Genomic DNA, 23,599 nt, shown 5'->3' on the forward strand with positions numbered 1-23,599 from the left:
AAAAGTGTTAGACAGCCTTCCGTACATAAACTTCGAAATCAACATAAACGAAATGCTATCTTACCTAAAAAAGCCTTGAAATCTTGGAAAGACTCAAGGCTAGTACCTATCGATCACGCTATAACATTATTCATGTTTAGGATTTTGGGATGCTTTGTGTTTGTTGTTTCTTTTGTCCTAGAAAGGAGGTACCAATCACCCCGACTATGATCATCGCTGCTCCTACGTAATGGTAATATCCCAATTCCTCTTGTAGAAAAATGACCCCGGCTAGCATAGAGATCAGTGTTGAAAGGTTGTTAAATACGCTCATCTTAGTAGCCTCGATTTTAGATAGAACTAATTGGATAAAAAGGCAGTGCCTACAGAAGACAGAATACTCAGATACATCATGGCTGACACAAAGCGCATATCGCCCCAAGGTGCAAAAAAAGTTGAAATGGTGCCATTACCAAGGTGCTGGTTCAGGGAAAGGATGTTAAAGCAAACGAAACCTAATGACATCATGATAAAGGTTAACTCTAAGGGACTCCAGATTTTTGTTAAGGAACGTGCGAGTACGCTATATGCTGCAAACGAAAGACATGAAAGCACGATAAGCAAGGTTCCAACCCCCGAAAAGTGAATAGAGGAGCTTCCTTTCATGACAAAAATATAAATGACCCCTGCAACCGATAGAAAAAGGGAAGCTTTTTGCCAACCGCTAGTTCGCTCTTGAATAAATAAGGATGCGATCAATAACGTAAAAATAGGAACGGTTGCTTGGATAATTCCCGCCTCTGAGGAGGTGGTGTGCTGTAATCCGAACACCTGAAGCACAAAGAAAATCGCTGGATAAAATAAGGCGAGTGGTATCATTCTTTTTAAATCAGTCCATTTGATTCTAACAGGGATCAAACCGCATAGCACTGGAATTAACATAACGACGAACGAGATTGTAAAGCGATGAGCAACCACATCTAACGGGGTAGAAACCTGTAAGGCCAATTTTACAAAAAGAAATGAAAAACCGATAATGATGCTGTATAAAATAGTTGCTGAATAGGCATTGACTACTGACTTGTTTTGCATGACAATCATCTCCTGAAAATAATTCTCGGCCGATATCTACACTATATCGAAGGAGAAAAATCGTCACAATGTAAAGAAAACGAAACTGTACCGGTACAAATAGCTAAGGAAGGTGCCCTTTTTGCGAAAATATATAGAGATTGTTGCTGATCTGGAGGAACGTATTCTTGGGGGGAAATAAAGCCAGGTCAAAGATTGCCATCTATTCGACAACTGTCTGAGATCTATCAATGTAGCAAAAGTACAATAATCCGAAGCTTTACCGATTTACAACGAAGACACCTTATTTATTCCGTTCCGCAGAGTGGGTATTATGTGGTGGGACGAAAGGAGCCTGCTTCATTAGCAGACTCTACATCATTCGTGGATTTTTCATCTGCTGCACCTGATCCGAGCGTGTTCCCTTATCTTGATTTTCAGCATTGTATTAATAAAGCGGTAGATACTTACCAAGACGATCTTTTTAGGTATGGAACGTCACAAGGATTGCCTACCTTGTTGCGACTATTGCAAAAGCAGCTGCAGTCGTATCAGGTTTTTACAGACATACAACACCTATGCATCACCTCTGGAGTTCAACAGGCACTCGCTATTTTGGGCTTGATGAGCTTTCCCAATCAAAAGCAAATCGTATTGGTCGAACAGCCTACATACCATTTGCTGATTCAGCTTTTGGAGCTACATAAGATTCCCGCGCTTACCATTAAACGAACTGCATCAGGTATTGATTTTCAAGAGCTAGAGAGGCTTTTTCAACAGGAACCGATCAAATTTTTCTATACGATGCCGCGTTTTCATAACCCATTAGGCACATCGTATTCGCAGAAGGAAAAAAAGCAAATTGCTTACTTAGCACAAAAATATGATGTGTATATCATTGAGGACGACTACCTAGCAGATCTCGAACATAACACGAAGTCAGATCCGATTCATACTTATGCCAAATCGCATGTGATTTACCTAAAAAGCTATTCTAAAATCCTGTTCCCTGGTCTACGGGTGGGCGCAGCAGTTATTCCTGAGCCATTGCAGGAGGCCTTTTATGCTTATAAAAAACTGCTGGATATTGATAGCTCCATGCTGTCCCAGGCCGCACTCGAAATTTATGTCAAAAGTGGGATGTTTGATCGGCATCGGCAAAAAATTCGCCTTACCTATGCCAGACGAATGGAGCAGGTAAACAAGATGTTTCGCGAATGGCAAAAAAGTCATAATGTAGTGGAAGCTCCGTTAAATGGTGGTGTGCACTCGTATATTAAGACAAGAGAGCGAATATCGGAAACCAAGGTAAAAACAAATCTGCTCAAACGCGGAATTATTATAGACACTGTAGACCGTTACTACATGAAGTACTCCGAAAAAGATCTATTATGGCGAATCAATGTTTCCTATGTAGAGGAAGCTCGGATTGCGAAGGCACTAGGGGAGGTTGCGGAGGTTTTGCACTTATAAAGCAAGATTAATAGAACCACTGTTTTGAGGATACAGGTAGCTAAAGGCTGCTGGTTCGCCACAGCTATCAAATTCTCAGGAAGGATAAAAGCACCAACAACACATCAGAAAAGAAAAGGAGACCTTCTATCTTTTTGGATAAAGGTCTCTCATTTTTATCTTTTCTGATTAAACTCTCTTCGCAAAATGGCAAAAATAACAGCGTCTACAAAACAGCCCTTTTCGAAAAAATATTCCTTCAGAAAGCCTTCCTCTCGAAGTCCTATTTTGGTTAAAAGTCTTCTGGATCCCTCATTCTCCGGATTAATAAAGGCCTCAATCCGGTTCAAATTCCATTGAGAAAATCCAAAATCAATAATTGCTTGAATCGCTTCAGTCATGATTCCCTGCTGCCAAAACGCAGGAGACAGCTCGTAACCAATCTCTGCTTTGGCATGTTCCGTGAGCACATTATGATATCCGCAGGTTCCAATCACTACATCGTCCGCTTTTTGTGTAATGCCCCAACGAATCCCTTGCTTTGTTAAATAACGTTCGTTAAATAAAGAAATGAGGTTTTCTGCTTGTTCTAGTTCTGAGAACGTTTCTAAGTCATAATATTTCATTACTTCATCTTTTGAGAAATAATGGAATATGGCAGGTGCATCAGAGGGCTGCAATTGACGAAGAATGAGTCTCTCTGTTTCAAGCTTTGGAAAAATTTGTTCCGGATTCATTATACCTGTTCCTCTCTTGATCTTCGTTTATTGGTTTATTGCGAAATAATCAGATAGTTGGAATTATTTTAGCATAAGGGGAAAAATATACAATCCAATTGGATAAAAGATGCAAAGATTGAGGCAAGTTTGCTACAATTTATGATATAAGACCACTGGCAAAGGATAAAATCGGAGTATTTAGAAAAGAATAAGCAACTAGGAGAGTGAAACATGTACCAAACGATTCAAAACGTGCGTGTCTGGGGAACGCCGCTGGATAATGCTGTCTCCCAAGCTGTAACTTGCGCTCAGCATGGAAATGTTGTGCAGGTTCTATTGATGGCAGATCATCATAAAGGGTACTCCCAGTCGGTTGGGGGAGTTGTCGTCTACGAAGGACAAATCTCTCCATCTGGAGTAGGCTATGATATAGCTTGCGGAAACAAGGCGGTTCGTACTAATTTACTGTATCGGGATATTAAGCAAAAAATGCCTGCTATTATGAACAAAATTGCCAAGCGCATCTCTTTTGGAATGGGCCGCGTTAATAATGAAAAAGTAGATCACGAGCTGTTTGATGATGATAACTGGCACGTGTATAAGCAAATTGGCAAAAAAGAATACCAATCCCTTTATTCATTGGCGCACAGCCAATTAGGGACGGTAGGCAGCGGTAATCATTTTGTCGATATTTTTGTGGAAGAAGCTACGGACGCTGTATGGATTGCGAATCACTTCGGCAGTCGTGGGTTTGGTCATAAGACTGCAAGTGGGTTTCTTAATTTGGCTCACGGCCGTGGCTTTTCTGACAAGGCACCAGGAGAAAGCATGGATCAAGCACCGACTCTGCTAGATTTAGATACGGAAATTGGTGATATGTATCTGCGAGCGATGTGCTTAGCCGGTAAGTACGCTTATGCAGGACGGGATTATGTGATTGATCAGGTATTAAAAATTTTAGGAGCCTCTAGTACGTTTGAGGTGCACAATCATCATAATTTTGCATGGAAGGAAATACATGATCAGAAGGAGTATGTTGTCGTGCGCAAAGGGGCAACTCCTTCCGCACCGGGCCAGCTTGGATTTATTGGCGGTAGTATGGGGGATATTTCCGTCATTGTTCAAGGAAAGGATTCGAAGGAAAATAAAGAAGCTTTTTACAGTACGGTGCATGGTGCAGGTAGAATTATGAGCCGAACAGAGGCCGCCGGTCGGCTTAATTGGAAAACTCGCAAGCGGAGCGGAGGAAAAATTACCGAAGAGCAGATGAAAAAAGCGGTGCAGGATTTTGGGGTAGAGCTTCGAGGTGCAGGCCCCGATGAAAGTCCTTTTGTTTATAAAAAGCTACAGGATGTCCTGCAAGCTCACGCCGAAACTCTGGATGTTTTACATGTGTTAAAGCCTGTAGGGGTATGCATGGCGGGGGCGGATGAGTTTGACCCGTATAAGGATTAACATTACGACAAGAAAAGACTGACTTTTCTTTTTACACTTTCTTCTCCTTCAGCGTTTGCTTATCCTTTCATTTGGATATTTAATAGAGGGGGGACAGTTTTTTCGTTCCTTGTTATACAAGAGAAGGAAAAGGGAGGAGATATCTATGAATAACATCATTGAAACCATGCTGAACCATCGCTCTATTCGACAGTACGAGGATCGTCCATTATCAGAAGAACAAATTACTACCATTGTCAAATGTGCCCAAGCGGCTTCTACCTCCAGTTACATACAAGCCTATTCCATCATCGGAATTACAGATAAAGAGACAAAACGTAAGTTGGCAGAGTTATGCGGTAATCAACCGTATGTAGAAACCAATGGGCATCTATTCGTGTTTTGCGCCGATTTACACCGTCATCAGGTGATTGCCGAGATGGAAGGTAAAGACCTGTCTACAGCCATTGAAAGCACAGAAAAATTCATGGTAGCGGTGATCGATGCGACCCTTGCAGCGCAGAATGCGGCTCTTGCAGCAGAATCGATGGGACTTGGCATATGCTATATTGGTGGTTTGCGCAATCAATTGCAGGCCGTCACAGAGCTTTTAGACATCCCTACTCACGTTATGCCACTCTTTGCTATGACAGTAGGCTATCCATTACAGGAGTCGAGCCAAAAGCCGCGTTTGCCGATTGGGCATGTGTACCATCAGGAGAAATATAATCAGGATAAACAGAGCTATCAACAGCAATTACAGGAATATAACGCGACGATTTCCAGCTACTATCAGGAACGTACACAAGGCGAACGCTCAGATACATGGACAGAACAGATGGCTAATCTGCTAGCAAAACCTGCCCGTATGTATATGAAGGAATTTGTAGAGAAGCAAGGATTGAACAAAAAGTAGGATAATAGGACAGCACGTAGTCAGGAAGCGTGCTCTCAGTTAAATCGGAGGTAATCTCATGAAGGTGTTAGTTATTGCTGCTCATCCGAATATAGAGGAATCGGTTGTTAATTGCGCTTGGATAGAGGAAGCAAAGAAGCATGCAGCGATTACCGTACATGAACTGTATAAGGAATATCCTGATGAACATATAAATGTAGAAGCAGAACAAAGGCTATGTGAGCAGCATGACCGAATTGTTTTTCAGTTCCCGTTCTATTGGTACAGCTCGCCGTCGTTACTTAAAAAGTGGCAGGATACCGTTCTCACACATGGCTGGGCGTACGGTACGAATGGCAACAAATTACACAACAAAGAATTAATCCTAGCGATAACCACGGGAAGCTCGGAGGACAAATATCGTGCTGGCGGCATTAATCAGTATTCCATGAGCGAATTATTGAAGCCTTTCCAAGCCACAAGTAATTTAATCGGTACGACATTTTTGCCTGCGTATATTTTCCATGGTGTATCTCAAGCAGATGAGCATACTGTTCGAAAGAGTGCAGAAAAGTATGTCCAATATATTGCAGCAGAGCGTCAGGTGTAAAGCTTGCGAGATCCAAGACATCCTATTGCGCAGGGGTCTTGGATTTTTTCATGCCTCTTACTTGAACTGTTATGATCTATGGAAATGGAAGAAGGGAAGCTGACCCGTAGGGCCAAGCTGGAAGGAATTGATGGGAAAATCCTTTCATGTGCAAGGTGTCCGACTTAAATTTGTGCAGGTCGTAATACTTCCCTCAATCAAGATAGGATAAAAGTGGAGTAGGACGAATATGAGTTATCCTTACCAATTTCAACATAGTGAGCAGTTAGTCGTTCCCGGAATTTTCAGAAGCATGCACAAAATCTCTGTGTTCAGTGTTAAAATAAGAGCGCAATGACATCTATTACGCAAGGAAGTCGATCAATGGATCGTTGTTACTAGACTCATTCCTTAGCTAGCAGAAAAGAGGTAGAAGACATGGAACAAGTGCAAAACATCTTTTGTGTAGGTCGTAACTATCGTTTGCATGCAGCAGAACTAGGTAATCAGGTGCCGACATCTCCATTTCTTTTTATGAAGCCAACCCATGCTCAGGCGGTTGCGGATGGTCAAGATATCCTGTTGCCAAATGATCAGGGGGCCATTCACTACGAAGTGGAGCTGGTCGTACATATAAATCAAGCTTATCAAAAGGGAATGAAAGCTGACGAGTTAATCGATCGTGTTTCACTAGGCATTGATTTTACCATGCGAGATTTACAGGACCAATTAAAAGAGAAGAAGCTTCCTTGGCTGTTGGCGAAAGGCTTCCGTAACTCCGCTATTCTTACTGCAAGTACACCAATTAGCAGCATTGCTGAGCTAGAAAAGGTGGATTTTAGCCTGTTGAAAAATGGTCAGGAAGTGCAACGGGGCAATATCACAGACATGATCTTTGACATTCAGTCCTTGGTTGATTTTACAGGTGAGCATTTTGGTCTAGGAAAAGGAGATGTCCTATTTACAGGCACACCGGCAGGCGTAGGTGCAATTGCAGATGGCGACCATCTGGAGCTAGTTTTTGGAGATAAGGTGTTAGGCAGTTGCGTGATTAAACTGGGCTGATGGATAAAAGAGTCGGGTAAATCATGAATGTAGAAGGGCATGTAAAAAGAATGCCGTAATTTTGATTTTTTGTAGGTAGTTACGTTTTTTTATAAATTTTGATTGTTAATGATGAGTTCCCGTTTCACTTTTTAACAGTGAAACGGGAATTTTTTGTAGAGAGAAAGGTTAAAGACATAGGGACAATATTCCAAAATGGTGTGACTTATCACATTTATCTTAATAGTAGCCCAGCTATGCTTCTTGTTGTGGCTAAAGTTTTATAAACATGGACTGTTTACTTTCTCTCCTCCCAGCAAATGGAAATAGTAAGCATTTCTTGCAGTTAGGCGAATCCTGACTGCTAAAGTGTGATCAAAGAACTATTTCTCTGTTGCAAAATAAAGCAATGCTATGACCGGAAAAGCTATTCCAATCCATAATGCTGCACTCCATCCGCCTAAGGAGTATGCCCATCCTCCGACAGAGGACCCAATAGCACCACCTAAAAAGAATATAGCCATGAATAACCCGTTTAAGCGACTACGAATTTCTGGACCCAACGAGAAAATTGATCGTTGACTGAGCACAAGGTTTGCGGAAACTCCCATGTCCAACAGAATAGCTGCGACTACTAGAACAGCTATTCCGACGGGCGAGCTGCTTTGGATTATGAGTGGCAGTAATAAAGAAACGAAGACAACAACGAGAGCTATCCCTGTAGCAAGTCGAGTCCAGCCTCGATCAGCCAGACGACCACCTACTGGTGCAGCTATCGCACCCGCCACCCCGACAAGTGCATATATTGCTATAGCTTTCTGAGAAAACTGAAAAGCAGAGCTAGATAATAATAAGGGAACTGTCGTCCAGAATAAACTGAAAGTCCCGAAAACACATGCATGGTAGATCGCACGACGGCGTAAGGTCGGGGAAGTTCGCAGCAGTTGCCACATGGAACCGAGTAAGGCGGAATAGTTTGTGTTTTCCGTTGGCATTCTTGTAGGGAGTACTTTTGATAATATGATCGCGAGGACAACAATTACTGCGGCAGACAAGGCGAATATTGCACTCCATCCCCAGATATCAGCTACTAGGCTTGATATCGGACGTGAAAGCATGATACCAAGTAACAGACCACTCATGACATTGCCAACAACGCGGCCGCGTGTAGCTTCCGATGCAAGGTAGGATGCAAAAGGCACAAGCACTTGTGCTGCGACCGATCCCAACCCGATGAAAAATGATGCCACTAAGAAAAGGACTCCGTGTTTCACAAATACTGTGGCCGCCAGGGCTCCTGCACTTAGAAGTAACGTTGCAACCACCAGCTTTCGGTTTTCAACAATATCTCCTAAAGGGACAAGAAATAGTAAGCCGACAACATATCCAATCTGGGTTAACGTTACAATCAAGCCAGCACTACTAGTAGAAAGCCCAATTGCAGTGCTAATTAACCCAATCAAAGGCTGTGCATAGTAAAGATTAGCTACAATGACACCACATGCTGTTGCAAGAAGTATGGTTAGCCCTGCTGAAATACTCTTATCAATATTTTTCGAATTAGACATAGTATTTTACTCCTTATCAAGATTTTTTAATGAAATACTAAACGTTTAGTTTTTAAATTAAACCAATAATATACTGAACGTTCAGTTTTGTAAACGAATTATTTTATTTTTTGTGCATGTTAAGTATACTAAACGTATAGTTTATATTTTTGAAAGGGATGATTACTGTGCAGGGCAAAAGAGGGAGACCGCGTAATGTCGAAACGCATAAGTCTATCCTTTCCGCATCCTATGAGTTATTGTTGGAAAGTGGCTTTAAAGCAGTGACAGTCGATAAAATTGCAGATCGTGCAAAAGTTAGCAAAGCTACGATTTATAAATGGTGGCCTAACAAGGCTGCCGTGGTAATGGATGGTTTTCTTTCTGCTGCCGCAGCCAGATTGCCTGTGCCTGATACGGGCTCGGCATTCGGTGATATTCTAATTCACGCCACGAGTTTAGCCAGGTTCTTGACAAGTCGGGAGGGGACCATTATTACAGAGTTGATAGGAGAAGGGCAGTTTGATTCAAATTTGGCGAAGGAATATCGTACCCGATATTTCCAGCCCCGTCGACTCCAAGCTAAACACCTTCTGGAGAAGGGAATTCAGAGAGGAGAATTGAAAGAAAATCTCGATATTGAATTAAGCCTCGATCTTATTTACGGGCCGATTTTCTATCGTTTGCTCGTAACCGGCGAAAAGTTGGATGATTCCTATGTGCATCATTTGGTGACGAACGCATTTGAAGGAATCCGATCAACCAAATAACATTCGCACGCAATTTTATTTACACCAGATTGCCGATTCTCTACTTACGTATGACTTGAACATAAGAAAATCTAATAAGGCTCCTTGATCTAAAATCTCGTTTGACTCTCTCATTAGCAAATCCTTCAGGTGATTGCTTCTTAGAAGCAGTTGAATCCTATTTTACTAATCAATATCTTGATAAGTCTAGATTTTCAAATCTATATTTTGAATAGTGATTTAAATATTTGTTTTTATAAAAAAATTCCAGTCATCACCAGTAATTAGGTAGAGACTAGAACTTTTTTATAGTACTTTAAGCAGACGAAAGCAGAGGATACATTGTTTTCTTCAGCAGATGTCAACATCATGTACTATCTTCAACGTCTGGAGATTTGATTTTAAGCGATTCAGCCGAAATAGGTTAGAAGAAGAGAACCTATTACATCAGTTCATGATTCCTGAGGGGAGAAGTGGATTACAATATAAAAATAGGCATGAAATAGTTGTGAACGGTTGTTAAAAACATCATGTATGATGAACAACTAAATAACATTTTTTAAGGAGTAAATCATTAGAGTTTTATAATGTGCAGTTTTAAAAGAAAAATTTTTAGAAACTGTTAAAGATTTTACTTCTAATTCCGATAGTAATAATAGTCAAGCTTATTTTGAACTACAATCTGGGGAAAGAGTAGTTTGATTGGCTATGAACAGGTAAAAGGAGTGGACCCTTTCACTGGTAATAACATTCTATTTTGAAGTAGTATGTATGGGGGAGAAGTGCCATAAGAAGGTAGAAGCATGCATCGATCCTCTGAAAAATATGCTATCTCAAGAAGAGTGATTATTATATATTAGCTTGGGCATAGGACGGCTCAAGACTACACAACTAAAACACGGAGGTATTATCATGAGAATCAATCACAACGTATCAGCACTAAACACACACCGCCAACTAGGTGTAAACACTGGCGCATCAGGTAAAAACCTGGAGAAATTGTCCTCTGGTCTTCGCATCAACCGTGCAGGTGATGACGCAGCAGGTCTAGCGATCTCTGAAAAAATGCGTGGCCAAATCCGCGGTCTAGAAATGGCTTCTAAAAACGCGCAAGACGGTATTTCCCTGATCCAAACAGCAGAGGGTGCCTTGACTGAAACACACAGCATCCTGCAACGTATGCGTGAACTAGCCGTTCAAGCATCTTCTGACACAAACGAAGGCGTAGACCGTCAAAAGCTCCAAGCAGAGGTTGATGAATTGTCTAAAGAAATCAAACGTATTTCTACAGACACAGAGTTCAACAATCAAAAAGTATTGGATGGATCTTTTGAAGACAAAACGTTCCATATCGGTGCTAACCAAGGACAAAACATCAAATTGAGCATCAACAACATGAGCAATAAAGATCTTGGTGTAAATGGTAACAAAGGTGCAGATTTAGAATTGGCTGGTACGGACATTATTGTTAACAGCAAAGTTACAGATAATGATCTTACTGTTGAATATAAAGCTTTGGGCGATAAAGACGCAAAAGCTGTTGAAAAAACAACGGCTACATACGATGAAGCCAACAAAAAAATTGTTATTACATTAGCACAAGCTGCTGGTGATAAAACAAATCCAGGGGCAATTACTGCTACTAAGCAAGATGTGTTGAACGCATTGAAGGAATCTGGAGTGGTATTTGCATCAGCTAAAAAGGATGCAACGGGTAAAGATTTAGATCTTTCCGCAAAGCTTACTGCTCTGCCAACAGCTTCTGCTGCTAATGCTTTGAAAAAAGCTACTGCTGACGACACAATTGGTGTTGATATCTCCACTCAAAAAGCAGCAGACAAAGCAATCACAACCATCAACAACGCATTAAACAAAGTATCCGAAGAGCGCTCTAAACTAGGTGCAAACCAAAACCGTCTAGAGCACACAATCAACAACTTGGGAGCAACTGCAGAGAACCTAACTGCTGCTGAATCCCGCATCCGCGACGTTGATATGGCGAAAGAAATGATGGACTTCACGAAAAACAACATCTTGACTCAAGCAGCTCAAGCAATGCTTGCCCAAGCTAACCAACAGCCTCAAGGCGTACTTCAATTACTTCGTTAATTGATCGTTTATACAGCCAAAAAAGACCTAGCCTCGCGCTGGGTCTTTTTTATTTGAGTCCTCCATATAAATTATCATCAAAGTTTTATTGAAGTAAAATAACCAGCATCTTATTATTATAAGAGCGCTGTCATTATTTTATGTCATCGACAATAGAAAGATTTCTCTTATAAGAAGGAGGCACATAATGAGAGTAGTGCATATATTGGCAATATTCACATCTGTATCACTATTATTAGTAGGCTGTTCTACATCGAAACAAGCCGACAAGGAAATCAACATCCAAATATCAGAAGCGAAACAAGAAGTGGCGGCAGAAAGGGAAAGCATAAGCAAAACAGAAGTAGGAAACTCAACTGATTCAGGGGCAAAAAGTAAAGCAGCTACAGACAAATCTGCTGATAAATCTACAGAACCCCTCGATTTGACCAAGAGCAAACTGCTCCTCGATATAAAAGAGCAAGCGGAAAAAGGTAAGCTGAAAGGTATCACGACTTCAATAGGAACCGCTTACAATGAGATAGAAAAAGTCTATGGCAAGCCTAAAATTACGAATGTTGAATGCTGGACGTATAGTTATGACCATCCTAAGACCACTGCCAATTTCTTTTTTGACCATGATTCCTGCGGAGAAGAATTAAATCAAGTAAAGCCAACTACTAAGCTTAACCGAATAACGGTCGAACCAACCTATTACAATGTTCAGCTTACAGAACATGATATTCGACAAGGTTTAGGCGAACCAACGAATGCTTATGATAATGAAGCCTATGATGGCTATGAGATGTATTATAATGTAGGAAAATATCAGATTTTTATCCGGGTAGATACCGATTCTTCAGACCGAAAAGTAAGTTCTATTTCGGTTAGAACTCCTCTTGTTTTTGAAAAGTAAAAATTTGGGCTAAAAGCTGGGTGGTATAGTAGAATAACCCAGCTTGTTATTTTGAGTTATGAAAAATGTAGCTTTAAAAATATGGATTCGCTACAGTAGCAACTCTTTATAGATGTGAATTAAAAAATACAATTTCCTCTAGCCCACACATATGAATACAATATGTCATAGGTTCTTTTGTTCAAGCTTCCTAAAAAGTTTACTTCAAAAACAACATTCCTCTTTTAGATTAAGTAATAAGGAAAAGATAAAGACTTAGTTTTTTTTATGTTCATAGATTTTTTATGGGCAGATGCCGATCTCTTTTTTATCTGCCCTGACCAGATCATTTTTTTATGGGCCAAAAATCTGTGGATAACCTACCCATAAAAATTGTATCAGCCTTTTGTTATAGAACTCGGATGTTGCCCATAGGATTTTAATGGGCTACCCATAAAATATTGTTTATGGAAAGAAACAAAGGTTCAGAGAAGCTTTATTCGTTTTCATCTAGACAGGCCATAAAAGTTATTTGTTCAAATTCAAAAAAATGGGATGCATCGTGGAGAGCCTCCATAATTAATTCCCGATAACGACTGGATAACCAATCCCGATGAAATGCGTTTTTTGCGTAGATCATAAGTTCTTTTTCTTTTGAAATACAAAAAGTGTCGACATACCAGGTTTTAAATGAATTAAGAGTCAGCCGTTGCCGGATATAAGCCAGCACGCTAATCCACAGTTGTTCATCTGCTATGCTCCTTTGATCCATAATAGCTGTAATTCTTCTTTTAGCATATAAGATACGTTCAGCAGGTGAAAGGTCAATCGGGATCCTACCCAGCTTACCTTTCTCGCGTAATTTCTCGAAATCATTGGTGTAATCGTAACTTTCTGCAAGCTCAATATGCGTAACCTCCATGACCTGTTCAATGTATCGATCATGCATGGATTGAAAGGGCTTGGACAGATTTTCAACTAGCTCTCGGCTTAAAATAGGAATCGTACGTCTTACCTTATAGATAATTCCACAATCATTATTATTCTCCTCGGGATTTTGCAACCAAAATCGAAAGATAAAGCCATGCTGTTCAAGAATATCCATATATTTATTTAAAGTAGTGGTTGTTATCCTCATTTTAACGGCGATCGTAGGTAAATCAGGAAAGCAGAAGTCCTTGTCTCCATAGCAATATCTAGTCAGGTGAATAAAAAGAGAAGTGGCTGTTGCTCCCATAACAGCACCCCAGAAGTCCAAAAAATAATTACTAATCGTGGTAAATCCCTTGTTATCTATTGGTAGATTTACCCCCAATTTTTCTAGTCGAAGAGTCTGAAAATCTTGATAGGTGTAATAGACCCGTTGTAAAACCTCCTGATCATAGGTTTGTTCAACAGGCTTTCCTTTAACGACTCTTATCCGTGATACAGGCTTTTTAATGCCTGTTTTTTCAATTCGATAATAGGTTAATTGCTTTAGATCGAGGTGTTTCTTTTTTTTCATAGAAGAAATCCTTTCTATAGAAAAGAAGTAGCAGTCTTATGGACGGGAAACTGACTGAGTTTGTGTTCCATCAAAATGTATAGCTTCTAATGATATCTCTTATAGATAAAGAAGGCCCCTCTCTTTCAATGTAACAAGAGAGGGTTTTGTATTTCATGAGCAACTGTCTGTTGTAAATATAGCAATGGAGTGGACAGCTTATGTATGTGAACACACATTGTTAACCATGCTTGCCGCTCACTTATATTGAAATGGAAAACATCTTTGCGAATAGGGAGATGATCCTATTGTTAGACAACCTTTGTAAACAAATTACGTCCAGCTTCGGTGGTGATACCTATTTCATGGGACTGGCTTTCCGATTCAAAAAAGGTATAGTGATGACGGATCTATACGTAAACAGTCAACAAACAGCAGAATATACAATAGAGTTTGTTAGTTTTATCGAGCATGAACCGCCAGTATATGTAAAAAGTAAAGAAGAGCTTTATAGAGTGATTCAAGAGTTTGCTATGTAGCCTTTTCGATTGTAAATGTTGCACCTTGCTTTTATAGTAGTGGTTCTATCCTAAGGAAAGGTTGCGAAACGTTTCATTTTTATTTTCAAGAGCCACAAGAAATAGAAATAGGAATACTTCAGATGAGTGGACAATTGAAAGCAGAGCTATAAATGAAAGATAGAAGAATTGGTTGATTGCTAGTAGATTGGATGGATACAATGCAAAAATTAGAGAGATGTGTACAATGTGGTTTCCGCTATGTAACGGAAAAGGCAAAACAAAATTATTTTGCGCAAGGATTTACAGGAGAGCCGCAGACCTGCTTGCATTGTCTGGGAGAGAAAACAGGAAAAGTAATGAATGCTCATGGAAATCTTGTATTTCCACATGAAGTCGAGTCATCTAATAAACAACTGTATATTCCTAAAACGGTGATTGAAGGCTGTCGGCCTTGCATGAAGAGAAGAGGGCTTCTGTAAAAATGCTTCTTGGAACATATTGTCTTGGATAGGAGCTTAAATGAGCAACACTGTCATTTTATTTTAGATGGTAGAAAAGAGAAACAGAAAAAAGCTCTTTTCAATACGCAGGTTAGTTAAAGCCTATACTGCTTTTACTTATATTGTGATACGAACCATGAAAAAGATGATGGGTGCCAGTAGTATCTTGTGTTTCGAATCTATACAGGAAGCACGAATTACTATAACCATTGTTTTGAGATGACTAGAGGAGGGTTTTATACATGGGTACAACGAAGAATAAAAAAATGCTAATTAAGGGTGCAGGTAAATTTATGGCAAAACTGCCTAATTGTGATGAATTAATCACAATTGGTACGTTGAACAACATGCGCTTAGATATTCAGCTTGACATGCAGGATATTGAAGGCGGAGACTCTAGCGTTGCTCTGGATACCCTTTTACGAAAAAAGACGATTGATATCACGGCAGAAGATGCAAAATTTGACTTGAACCTTGTCCGCCTGGCCCTTGGCTCAAAATTACGAGAAGGTGTTAGTGGTGCCACCTATAAAATGGTGACGGAAGCGGTACAGGTTCCTTCTTCTGCTCCTTATCAGGGTACGCTTTCTGAAGGATCCGTATCAACTCCTGCTCATAAAGCGTATGAGAGCACGATTAACGGAACAGACGTAACCTCTAAAGTAACGCTTGCAGGTAAAACCGTTACGTTTGATGATGCTCTTGCAGGTAAAACCGTGGTTATCTTGTATCCAGTTGCTCTTAGTGGAGTATCGTACGATGAGGATGGCTTTGTTTGGGTATTAGAAGAGAAGAATACCGTAAAAGAAACAGGCGGCAAATTCGAAGTCGATCTTGTTTTCGGAGCTGCCCTGCATAAAGATCCTCAAATTTCTGTTCGTACCCTAAAAGGCAACAAGCTTTTAAAGAAAACGACAAACGCTACTCCAAAAGAAAATGAGTACACAGTAAATGGCGGAACGCTATCTTTTCATTCTTCCTTAAAAGACGTGGATATTTACGTAAACTACAAACGTAATGAAGTTGTAGACGTGTTGGATATTAGTACAAAGGATATGCCTCTTACAGTCCATGTCATTCATGATGGTCAATTTGAACAAAAAGACGGCTCTATCCAAGGCTATCAAACGGAACTGTACTTGTGCCGAGTAAAATCAAACTTTACGGTGGATGCACAACGTCAACAGGCTTCTACACATAGCGTAACCTTAACCGTTATTGATCCTGATCGTGTAGATGGAAAGCTTGGAACAATCAAACGATATGAAGCGCAAAGTGCAAATGCCAAAAATCTTTGCTAGGTAGGGACCCCTCTAGAAGGGGTTCTTTCCATAATCATGTTCGAAATTACTATGAAGTACTTAGAATGACAGCATAGGTAGCTATCTGGTTACCCCCGCCATTTAGCTTACCTATGTCTAACTGTAAATGGGGGAAAACACATGTGGGGGTGCCACGTTTGAGTAATCGAAATTTCGCAATTCCGAAGCATCAGGAAGATACATCGAAGCAAGAGGAGGCTATTCAACAAGAGCTAGCCAGTCAGGTTGAAAATCAACAAGCGGTTTCAGCTACGGAGGAAACACCAGCTAAGGTATTGAGCCAAGAAGAGGCGTCCATTCGTGAAAAAGTATTTTTTGAAGAGGATGAAAAGGTTCGGCTGCGTGATGGCAAAACGTACTCAATTCCTCCTCTAGGTATCAGGGATGCCCGAAAATTGATGAAATTGTTAAATACGATTGATTCAGGAATTATTATTGCCAACTTAATTCCAGAGTCAGAGTTAGACGATGATCGTTATGAGGAATTATTAAGTGTGCTTCTAATGGCGTTTAAACCCTACTATAAGCACGTGGATACAGATTACTTAGCTGATTATGTAGACCTAGAAACTGCCAAGAAAATTATTGATGCAATGATCGGATTAAATGGATTAAAAAAGTCAATGTAACCACTGAGGAGGAAGATGAGGAGTATAAGGCACGAGCTCCCATCAATTGGGCTGATATTTTCTTTAAACTAGCTCATTATTGTCATCTGGATAAATATCAGGTTTGGCAACTGACATTGCCTCAGTTGGGTTTTTATTTAGAGCAATGCAATGAACATATCGAATTCACTGTGAAGGTTTCAACCATGTCCTTTGGAAGCCTGTTTGGCGGAAGACTATCTTCCAAGGAGCAATCACATGGAGAGACCAAGACTAGACTAGATGGAACTTACCTGGATGGCTATAAAGTAGCAGATGAATCAGATATGGAATGGCTTGCCAACGTTTTGGGTTAATACATACTCCTGCTCTGCTCCTGAATGGAGGGGCAGGAGTTTTATTTTATAAGGCAGGTGAGACGATGAATAATGAAATGAGAGCAAGCTTTGCCACTGAGCTGCGCACTTCCATTCAAAGGTCCATTCAATACAGCAAGGAGCTGGAGCGACTAGACTCTCGATTTGGCAATTTGGCTGCTCGGATCAATACGGCACACAATTCCCTACGTTCTTTTCATCGAGAAGTAAATAGAGACATGGGAAGAAAGCTGCACCAACAAATGAATCAGGGGGATAGCTCCATGCCTGCAAGCAAGAATATGGGACAGAGGGCTGGAACACTCACTCAGCGAATGCCAGAATTACAATCCCAGATGCAAAGAGTCTCTGATGAGGTGCGAGGAAAAGTAAAACGAGGTATTCAGCTTGAAATGCAGAAGTTAGCAGACAGCATTGAAACATTAGATATTAAATCGAGTCCTAGGCTAAAAAAACACCTCATAAGTCAAATCAATTTGATCAACGAAAAGCTAATTCAAAAGATTAAGGAACAATTCGATCTCCAAGTGGACCATATATTGCAAGAATTTGGGCAAAGTGCGGGGCGCATACAGAGACATAACCGCACCTTGCCGCCGTTTCTCGCTTCTCCTGTCATGTTACGTTCATTAGATCATGGTACTGCAGACACGGGTATAACAGCATCAGGAAAGAAGGCCAGTGCTTCTCCAGCTTCAACCGAGGCGGCTCCTGCTGCTAGTGTAGTGACAGCTATCAATGCTCAAAACGCTGCTATTGCCTCTATTCGCAATAACTTAGCGGTAAGCGGAGCTAAAGACCCTTCCTCACTTCTCTACCAAGCTATTGATATTTTTAATAATATTCAGCAGGAAGAGATCAAGCTATACCGCAGTCTCTCGCTGTTAAAAGATTATCGAGTTGATCCTAATAACGCTCAAAGCTCGGTTGATCAGGGAAAAGTAGCGAGTGCAATTGAAGGGATTAAAGGCTTTGTTCGTCAACAAACTTCTTTTTATGGTCTTTCCTTTAAGCAGCTTTTTGAAGTAGCCTCTATAGGTGGTAAAACACTTGCGGAACCAGCGGAGATCAAAAAGCTAGTACAACAGGTAGCACAGATCAAAATAATTGACCCATCTACTGATATGAAAGCGGTAGCTAACGGTTTGCTGGCTACGAAAGATAAGCTGAGCCTATCCATGCAAGAAATGGATGATAAGATTATTCGTTCTATTGCTGCTGTCACTCAAATGGGAACGGCAAACAGTGAACAAATTTTGCAAATGATTAATAAATCTGGCAATACTTTTCAATCAAAAACAGACGCGGATATGCTCGTAGGGCTTTCTGCCGCCTCCATTCAAACAAATACAAATCTCGGAATCTATGAAAAAATCCTGAAACGCTTTGAAACTGACAAAGGAAGAGATAAAGCGAAAGAGCTTGGTCTCAAAACAGAAGAGATGGACCCAGCAACTGGTGGGATGAAAAACAGAAGTGCAGAGTCCATGTATAAGGATTTTGCGGATATGCTTTCTTCCTTACGTAACAGTGCTGAACGAGATAAGCTGATCGATTCCTTCTTTGGTACCAAAGAAGGAGGGAAAGGGGGCGCCAGTCAGGAAGCCTTATTAGCTAAAACACATGCAGAGCTTATTACGAAGATGAAAGGCTTTGATCAGTCTAAATTTGAGGAAATGCTTCAACAGTCCTTGCAAAATCCTTCAGTGAATATGAATCGAGTTAATACAAGCTTAGAAGTAGCCTTGGACGCATTAGTCACTGAACTGACTCCATCCATTAATAAGGTATCTTATATGCTGATGAATATGGCAGATGGAGTTTCAAGGAATATTCAGCTTTTTGCTGGTTTAGCAGATGTACTGTCTAACGCATTGCTTGGTCTTACCCTAATGAAAGGCATCAAGTGGGGCTGGCAAAAATCAGGAATTCCTGAACACTGGGAAAAGCAAAGAGAGCGCACTGCTTATGTCGACCGTATGAAAGGGATGGTGTCAGACCCTGCAGTAACGAGCATGATTGGGAATGATTTAAAAGGAAATCATAAGAAATTACGCCAGCAGGCAGCGGATTTTCAGGGAAATGAAATCTTTTTAAAACGAATGCAAGAGTTTAATTCCATGAGTAAAGCTCAGCACGAGCATTTTAAAAAATATGTAGCCAGCTCTGGACATAAGGTAAATGATTTTCCTACTTTTTTTGCAATGATGGAGGAATCAAAAAGCTGGAAGGAAAAAGGGAAGGTTTCCTATCAAGAAAGATTTAATCGGAATCGGACTTATGCTAATCGGTTGAAAACGAATCCTGATTCCAATCATCTCGTTCAGCCTGCATTTTTGAATACTCTGCTAGCAAGTACAACGGATCGGACTTCCTTTGTGCAAAAAATGGCTTCCAATACAGAATTTAAAAATGTTGCTTCACGCATGGGTGCCATGAGTCAAACTGAATTTGAGGGTTTTGAGAAGCATCTGAAGGAATTGCGAAGGAATGGTTCTCCAGCGATCAATAGCATTACGAGTCTGCAACAAGCTTTAGATAGTTATCAGAATTCGTTAAGGCAAAGTTCGGCAGTTACGCGCAACGCTTCTTCCACCTATCTAGAGCTATCTCATGCGATGCGCAGTATGAATGAGCAAGTTAATCGAAACAAAGTAGGAGACAAGTTTAAGAGCTTCCTAAGTGAAACATCGGATCTTGCTAGGGGAGCAGGGGGAGCCATCGGTGGGTTAACAGCTAACATTTTCAAGATGGGGGCACAGCTTGTAGCCATGCTAGCCTTGGCCCAAGCTGCCAAGACAGTAGCCGTGAATTTGACGACCACAGAAGATCAGCGTCAATTAATGAGTGCGGAAAAAGAAGAGAAAGACATGGTAGGTGTGGCGAACACATTAAGAGTGGCGGGAGATAATGGAGTTTTAAGTTTACCTAACATTGGGAATACTCTTTATCTCATGTACGGGACTTTTATGAATGGTGTCAGTCGTTTCTTTGGAGGAGAAGATACGCATTTTGGAGTGGGTCATGCTAAGGAAATGATGGATGGAATTCGCGAAATGTACAATAAACAGGGAGCGAATCTCAAAAATAATGAAGATCTTGCCAATTATCTAAGAGATAATAATATTTCCGAAGAGGAAGCCGTGAATGCTTGGTCTGAGGCAAGTGGCAAGAAAAAAGAAATTCAGGAAAAGAAAAAACAGGCTTTTATCAAACAATATGAACGCACTCAGCTTGAAAATAAAGAGAAAGCTTTAATCGAAAAAGAAGCTAAGAAAAGCTACGATGAGAAATATCAAAATGGACTCTTATCCAACATTACCGCAGATGAAGCTAAGATCAGGCTTAAAGAGGGCTTCACAGAGACGCAGAAAAAAAACGAGGCAGAGAGCTTACAGGCAGAATTGGATGGTGTGGCTACCGATAGCAAAGCTTTCCTTGATATGAAGGAGGGACAGATAAAACGCCTAGAAGAGGTATTACAGCGTGAATTAGCAATTTTTGACAAGTATATTGAAGAATCTAAGAAACGCCTGCAAAGCATTCAAAATAAAAATTCTGCAGAATACAAGGAAGAAGAAAAGCGCTATAAGCAATTGATCGATGATCGAAAAAGTACGGAAGAAGAAGGCCAAAAGCAGATAGGTATGGACAAAAAGCTGGAACAGCAAAGACAATTTCAAACAAAGTTTTCTTCCATACAAAAAAGGCTGAAGCAGACAGAACAAGTTGCTCAAGCCAAGGAATTGATGGTTGCAATCAACATGGACAGGCAATCTAAGGCTTATATTGGTGCATTACAAAAAATTACAAGCTCCAAAATTAGCGACTTACAGAAGAGACTTGCTGAATTAAAAGCGATGGAGGCGAAGGGGGATCAAAGGGATGAGTTAGCCTTTGCCATTCAGGATTTGCATAACAGCATTTCGAATGAACAGCTTCGATATAAGGATCTATCGTTATCAAAAATTGGCATTGAGCGGATTGAGTTAGAAGAGAAAGCGGGAGGTCGAGAAAATGCGTACCTGGCAGAAAAACTAAGACGAGGAGGAGCACCAGATGATTCCCCTGGACTGCGGTCACTACGCATTGCTTCCGCTAAACAAGAGGTTCAGGACATAAATAAGCTAATCGGGCAATACAAGAAAGATATGGTTGGAAAGAGTCCGGAAGAACAAAAGAAGTATATGCAAGAAATTCGGGATTTAACGAAACAATCGCTACAGGCTCAGCTCGGCATTCTTGAAGAAGTGAAATCGCCTGTAGGAACCTTTAATTTGCCAGATGGTATAACAGCTATGAGCCGTTATGATTATTTGACGCGAGGAAACACGCATCAGTCCTTTACAGTTGGTTCAGGCGATGTGGTAGTAAATATCGCATTGCCAAATGTAACCAACAATACCTCGGCAGCACAATTAACAGCGATTGGGAACGGAATTGGCCGTGGCTTATTCACAGGTCGAGTAGGCAGCATACGCGATCAAATGCTGATGGGGACGGCTGCTTACCGTTCAAGTTATCCGTAATATTTTGTTATGAAAATGAAGCCCTACCTTATATTGAGGTAGGGTATTTTTTTACTAAGTAACGAGCATGTTTTTCCTGAATTTTCCCCCATAAAGTCTATAGCTCTAACAAGGAGGTAGTAATATGACTCAGCAAAACAGCTTTCACTCAGAAGATTACATATATAAAAAACGTCTCTTTTATGATAACGGCATTCGTTTTACCGAGGTAAAAGCAAAGCTTATTAACGATTACAAGCCGCCTTCGCCTAATCTGAAAACACATGTAAACCAAACGCTGTCGTCTTCTGCTGGTTTAATCAGTCATGGAACCTCTCATTATACAACGACGCTTACCTTATTGTTTTACAGTAAAAAGGAATTTGCAGACTGGCTACAGTTTAGTGGCGCCAAGCATCGTTACTATGATGAAAAAGGGACGATTTATGTCGGGATTCTAACCGGGGAACCAGACATTAGAACAGCAGAAATGGAAACGAAATATATTGTGACGATTGGGCTTTCTCTTATTCGGAAACAAGAGCATGAATACAGATATAAAAATCAATTCATTGATATGGAGAAGCATTGGGCAAAAACATATGTTGATGAAATGCAACAGAGAGGATTAATTGCCAACTATGAAGATGATGGTGCGGCTCTTTCTTACTTCAGACCTGACAAAGTATGTACACGCGCAGAAGGAATCACCTTTTTGATGAGGACCTACCGTCATATTGATCGGATTCTAAGGGGGTATTAATGGTGAGGCGTTGGATTGACATTGATCCGCTCGATTGGTTTTATCGGGACTTACTGGAGGCTACTCGTCTTCATTTGGATGGTGAAGGCACACAGAGCTTGATTGATGGGATGTATTATGATGCTTTTGAAAAGGGCTATGAGCGTATCGTCAAGCGTTTTGTTACCGTGGATGGACAACAAGAATTTCTCATTCCTGATTATAAGGTACATGATGATAATCCAATTTTTGTGCTCGTACATGGAGTGGAGGTTCAGCCCGAGAAGGTAGAAAATGGGAAAATTACGCTGTCCAATCCGATGTCAGGTGGGATTGAAGTTGTCTGTATTGCTTTTGGAAAGCCCAAATATAAACAGGAAGGCTGTGTACGTACTCCCTTTAGCACCTGCGGGGAAAATGCTGTCCGCATGCCATCTGCGGATGTGATGAAAAAATCCCAATATACGTTTAGCTTGCGCTTAAAGCCCGAAACTTGTACGGTTTTAGGGGTGAAGCTGAAGCGCAAGCTAGTAGACATTCAACCAGGGGATCATCCAGAACAGAAAATAAAAGAAGCGATTGGCTTTAATCGGGATGTATTTGTTATGCACGCAGGACGAGTTTATCTACCATACATGTATAATGGCTATCCGGCAAAAGTGACGTATAACTACAAGGTGGGTGGAAAATTCAAAACAACAACAGACACAGTCATAGTAGAGTCAAGCTGTGTACGTTATAATGATCGATTTTTCCCAAAAGTCCAATTAAGAAGATTTGAATTTATGGTATTCCTGCAACGTATGAGAAAAAGCTTTTACAATCGTTTTACAGATAAAGAGTACAAGCCAAATCCATCTCCATCTCGTTACATTGCTGATCAGAATACCTTTTCTGACAAGTGGTACGAGTCGGATGTGATCGATATCTTAGAGGAAAGATTTTTGGACGGATGCTATGCGTTTCCACTGTATGAGGATGAACGCTTTGAACCCGAGGAATGTATCACGCGTGCCGAAGCGATCGTTTTTCTCAATCGATTCATTGAATGGGCAATAGAAAGGTTTAGGTAGGTG

Annotated in this window: 18 protein-coding genes and 2 pseudogenes; 16 read left to right on the forward strand and 4 right to left on the reverse strand. The window is 40.7% G+C overall.

Going from position 1 to position 23,599, the window contains the following annotated elements; translation table 11 throughout:
* Nucleotides 1-136: 136 nt before the first annotated feature.
* A pseudogene (locus QZ995_RS03340) lies at nucleotides 137-1,071 on the reverse strand (DMT family transporter).
* 121 nt (nucleotides 1,072-1,192) lie between these two features.
* On the opposite strand from QZ995_RS03340, the pseudogene QZ995_RS03345 reads away from it, so the two are divergent.
* Nucleotides 1,193-2,523, forward strand: a pseudogene (locus QZ995_RS03345) (PLP-dependent aminotransferase family protein).
* Between the two features lie 155 nt (nucleotides 2,524-2,678).
* On the opposite strand, the gene QZ995_RS03350 reads toward QZ995_RS03345, so the two are convergent.
* Nucleotides 2,679-3,239 carry a GNAT family N-acetyltransferase gene (locus QZ995_RS03350; protein ID WP_301802977.1) on the reverse strand — a complete coding sequence of 187 codons (561 nt, stop codon included), beginning with the start codon at nucleotides 3,237-3,239 and terminating at the stop codon, nucleotides 2,679-2,681.
* Nucleotides 3,240-3,452: 213 nt separating this feature from the next.
* Between QZ995_RS03350 and QZ995_RS03355 the strand changes: the two genes are divergently transcribed.
* The 4 genes from QZ995_RS03355 to QZ995_RS03370 all read left to right on the forward strand — a co-directional run bounded on the left by QZ995_RS03355 (nucleotide 3,453) and on the right by QZ995_RS03370 (nucleotide 7,204).
* Nucleotides 3,453-4,676: an RtcB family protein gene (locus QZ995_RS03355; RefSeq protein WP_301802979.1), complete on the forward strand. Its 1,224-nt coding sequence runs from the start codon at nucleotides 3,453-3,455 to the stop codon at nucleotides 4,674-4,676.
* 145 nt (nucleotides 4,677-4,821) lie between these two features.
* Nucleotides 4,822-5,571: an oxygen-insensitive NADPH nitroreductase gene (gene nfsA, locus QZ995_RS03360; RefSeq protein WP_301802983.1), complete on the forward strand. Its 750-nt coding sequence runs from the start codon at nucleotides 4,822-4,824 to the stop codon at nucleotides 5,569-5,571.
* A 58-nt stretch (nucleotides 5,572-5,629) separates the two neighbouring features.
* Nucleotides 5,630-6,160 carry an NAD(P)H-dependent oxidoreductase gene (locus QZ995_RS03365; RefSeq protein WP_301802986.1) on the forward strand — a complete coding sequence of 177 codons (531 nt, stop codon included), beginning with the start codon at nucleotides 5,630-5,632 and terminating at the stop codon, nucleotides 6,158-6,160.
* A gap of 417 nt (nucleotides 6,161-6,577) precedes the next feature.
* Nucleotides 6,578-7,204: a fumarylacetoacetate hydrolase family protein gene (locus QZ995_RS03370; protein ID WP_301802989.1), complete on the forward strand. Its 627-nt coding sequence runs from the start codon at nucleotides 6,578-6,580 to the stop codon at nucleotides 7,202-7,204.
* Between the two features lie 362 nt (nucleotides 7,205-7,566).
* Here QZ995_RS03370 and QZ995_RS03375 read toward each other — a convergent pair whose 3' ends face one another.
* Nucleotides 7,567-8,751, reverse strand: coding sequence for an MFS transporter (locus tag QZ995_RS03375; protein ID WP_301802992.1), 1,185 nt, complete (start codon nucleotides 8,749-8,751; stop codon nucleotides 7,567-7,569).
* Between the two features lie 158 nt (nucleotides 8,752-8,909).
* Here QZ995_RS03375 and QZ995_RS03380 point away from each other — a divergent pair, with 158 nt between their 5' ends.
* The 3 genes from QZ995_RS03380 (at nucleotide 8,910) to QZ995_RS03390 (ending at nucleotide 12,483) form a co-directional block, all read left to right on the forward strand.
* Nucleotides 8,910-9,500, forward strand: coding sequence for a TetR/AcrR family transcriptional regulator (locus QZ995_RS03380; protein WP_301802995.1), 591 nt, complete (start codon nucleotides 8,910-8,912; stop codon nucleotides 9,498-9,500).
* Nucleotides 9,501-10,391: 891 nt separating this feature from the next.
* On the forward strand, nucleotides 10,392-11,588 hold the full coding sequence (locus tag QZ995_RS03385) for a flagellin (protein ID WP_301802997.1): 1,197 nt from the start codon (nucleotides 10,392-10,394) through the stop codon (nucleotides 11,586-11,588).
* A 187-nt stretch (nucleotides 11,589-11,775) separates the two neighbouring features.
* Nucleotides 11,776-12,483 carry a DUF4309 domain-containing protein gene (locus tag QZ995_RS03390; RefSeq protein WP_301803000.1) on the forward strand — a complete coding sequence of 236 codons (708 nt, stop codon included), beginning with the start codon at nucleotides 11,776-11,778 and terminating at the stop codon, nucleotides 12,481-12,483.
* Nucleotides 12,484-12,958: 475 nt separating this feature from the next.
* Here the strand turns inward: QZ995_RS03390 and QZ995_RS03395 are convergent, their stop codons facing one another.
* A complete protein-coding gene (locus tag QZ995_RS03395; RefSeq protein ID WP_301803003.1) occupies nucleotides 12,959-13,966 on the reverse strand; it encodes a DnaA N-terminal domain-containing protein in 1,008 nt (335 codons plus the stop codon).
* A gap of 278 nt (nucleotides 13,967-14,244) precedes the next feature.
* On the opposite strand from QZ995_RS03395, the gene QZ995_RS03400 reads away from it, so the two are divergent.
* The 8 genes from QZ995_RS03400 to QZ995_RS03435 all read left to right on the forward strand — a co-directional run bounded on the left by QZ995_RS03400 (nucleotide 14,245) and on the right by QZ995_RS03435 (nucleotide 23,596).
* On the forward strand, nucleotides 14,245-14,484 hold the full coding sequence (locus QZ995_RS03400; protein ID WP_301803005.1) for a hypothetical protein: 240 nt from the start codon (nucleotides 14,245-14,247) through the stop codon (nucleotides 14,482-14,484).
* Between the two features lie 200 nt (nucleotides 14,485-14,684).
* Nucleotides 14,685-14,945 carry a hypothetical protein gene (locus tag QZ995_RS03405; protein ID WP_301803007.1) on the forward strand — a complete coding sequence of 87 codons (261 nt, stop codon included), beginning with the start codon at nucleotides 14,685-14,687 and terminating at the stop codon, nucleotides 14,943-14,945.
* 263 nt (nucleotides 14,946-15,208) lie between these two features.
* Nucleotides 15,209-16,267, forward strand: coding sequence for a hypothetical protein (locus QZ995_RS03410; protein WP_301803008.1), 1,059 nt, complete (start codon nucleotides 15,209-15,211; stop codon nucleotides 16,265-16,267).
* A 149-nt stretch (nucleotides 16,268-16,416) separates the two neighbouring features.
* Nucleotides 16,417-16,917, forward strand: coding sequence for a DNA polymerase III subunit gamma/tau (locus QZ995_RS03415; protein WP_301803215.1), 501 nt, complete (start codon nucleotides 16,417-16,419; stop codon nucleotides 16,915-16,917).
* Between the two features lie 185 nt (nucleotides 16,918-17,102).
* The gene (locus QZ995_RS03420; RefSeq protein ID WP_301803011.1) at nucleotides 17,103-17,252 is read left to right on the forward strand and encodes a hypothetical protein; all 150 of its coding nucleotides are present in this window, start codon (nucleotides 17,103-17,105) and stop codon (nucleotides 17,250-17,252) included.
* A 65-nt stretch (nucleotides 17,253-17,317) separates the two neighbouring features.
* The gene (locus QZ995_RS03425) at nucleotides 17,318-21,802 is read left to right on the forward strand and encodes a hypothetical protein (RefSeq protein ID WP_301803017.1); all 4,485 of its coding nucleotides are present in this window, start codon (nucleotides 17,318-17,320) and stop codon (nucleotides 21,800-21,802) included.
* A 124-nt stretch (nucleotides 21,803-21,926) separates the two neighbouring features.
* Nucleotides 21,927-22,544, forward strand: a complete 618-nt coding sequence (locus QZ995_RS03430) for an S-layer homology domain-containing protein (RefSeq protein ID WP_301803020.1) — start codon at nucleotides 21,927-21,929, stop codon at nucleotides 22,542-22,544.
* Complete coding sequence (locus QZ995_RS03435; RefSeq protein ID WP_301803023.1) at nucleotides 22,544-23,596, forward strand: hypothetical protein; 1,053 nt, start codon at nucleotides 22,544-22,546, stop codon at nucleotides 23,594-23,596. The genes QZ995_RS03430 and QZ995_RS03435 overlap by 1 nt, the downstream gene beginning before the upstream one ends.
* Nucleotides 23,597-23,599 lie beyond the last annotated feature (3 nt).

Source organism: Brevibacillus laterosporus (genome assembly GCF_030489605.1).
Taxonomy (GTDB): domain Bacteria; phylum Bacillota; class Bacilli; order Brevibacillales; family Brevibacillaceae; genus Brevibacillus_B; species Brevibacillus_B laterosporus_E.